Source organism: Ideonella azotifigens, assembly GCF_006519715.1.
In the GTDB taxonomy this organism is placed as follows: Bacteria; Pseudomonadota; Gammaproteobacteria; order Burkholderiales; family Burkholderiaceae_C; genus Ideonella; species Ideonella azotifigens.
Genome location: NZ_VIDT01001009.1, coordinates 1 through 1,492, shown reverse-complemented (window position 1 = coordinate 1,492; position 1,492 = coordinate 1). Strand labels below are relative to the sequence as shown.

The window sequence follows — 1,492 nt, the reverse complement described above, 5'->3', positions numbered from 1 at the left end:
CAGCCCGCCCGTCTTGAGCAAGGGAAAAATTTCAGCGCAGACCTGCAGCACCCGCATCGATTGGCTTCCTTAGAGTTTTCTGAGCATGTCGCGGGTGACCAGCACCACGCCGTTGGGGCTGCGGTAGAAGCGCTTGGCGTCCAGCTCGGCGTCTTCGCCGACCACCAGGCCCTCGGGCAGCTTGCAGCGCCGGTCGATCACCGCATTGCGCACTCGGCAGTGGCGGTTGATCTGCACGTCCGGCAGCACCACGCTGCGCGTGACCTGGCTGTAGGAGCGCAGCAGCACGTTGGAGAACAGCACCGAGTCGACCACCGTGGCGCCGGAGACGATGCAACCGCCCGAGACCAGGCTGTCCACCGCCTGGCCGCGCCGGCCGTCTTCCTGGTTGTGCACGAACTTGGCCGGCGGCAGCTGCTCCTGGTAGGTCCAGATCGGCCAGTCACGGTCGTACATGTTCAGCTCGGGCGTGGTCGAAGCCAGGTCCAGGTTGGCGGCCCAGTAGGCGTCCACGGTGCCCACATCGCGCCAGTACGGGCGCGAATACGGCGGGTTGGCAATGGCCGACATCGAGAATGGATGCGCCAGCGCCTGGCCCTCCGCGACCGCGCGCGGAATGAGCTCCTTGCCGAAGTCATGGCTGGAGTTCGGGTCCAGCGCGTCTTCCTCCAGCAGGCGGAACAGGTAGTCGGCGCTGAAGATGTAGATGCCCATGCTGGCAAGCGATCGGCCGGGCTGGCCGGGCAGCGTGGGTGGCACGGCCGGCTTCTCGACAAAGGCGGTGACGTGGCGCTGCTCGTTGACCGCCATCACGCCAAAGCCGGTGGCCTCTTCGCAGGAGACCTCGATGCAGCCCACGGTCACACCGCGGCCGTTGGCCACGTGGTCGGCCAGCATGATGGAGTAGTCCATCTTGTAGACATGGTCCCCGGCCAGCACCACCACGTACTCGGGCGGCGTGGAGTTGCGGATGATGTCCAGGTTCTGCCAGATCGCATCGGCCGTGCCGCGGTACCAGTGCTCTTCGTTGGTCCGCTGCTGTGCCGGCAGCAGGTCGATGAACTCGCCCATCTCGTTGCGCATGAAGCTCCAGCCGCGCTGCAGGTGGCGCAGCAGCGAGTGGGACTTGTACTGCGTGATCACGCCGATGCGGCGCAGCCCGGAGTTCAGGCAGTTCGACAGTGCGAAGTCGATGATGCGGAACTTGCCGCCGAAGTGAACTGCCGGCTTGGCGCGGTTGTCGGTCAGGTTCATCAGGCGCGAGCCACGCCCGCCGGCCAGCACCAGCGCGAGCGTGCGCCGGGCCAGCCAACGGCTGTTCGCACTGCGGTTCAAGTCCATCACATCAGTCTCCGTTCGTTCCATCGAAGGCCACCTGCGCGGCCGGGTTCACGAGCGGCGTCAGCGCCAACGCGGCGCTGCACCAGACCTGCACGCTTCGAGGCGGCAGCTCGCATGCTGAAAGCCCATCGGGCGCACCGGCAGCCGCTTC

The 1,492-nt window shown here is 66.5% G+C and carries 1 protein-coding gene; it reads right to left on the bottom strand.

The features are described 5' to 3' along the window. Positions 1-69: 69 nt before the first annotated feature. Positions 70-1,341, bottom strand: a complete 1,272-nt coding sequence (gene glgC, locus FKP22_RS30140; protein ID WP_141291891.1) for a glucose-1-phosphate adenylyltransferase — start codon at positions 1,339-1,341, stop codon at positions 70-72. Between the last annotated feature and the right edge of the window lie 151 nt (positions 1,342-1,492).

What these genes read in the sequence shown, in the direction of transcription:
- glgC (WP_141291891.1), bottom strand. Translation starts at nt 1,341, where the DNA reads ATGGACTTGAACCGCAGTGCGAACAGCCGTTGGCTGGCCCGGCGCACG.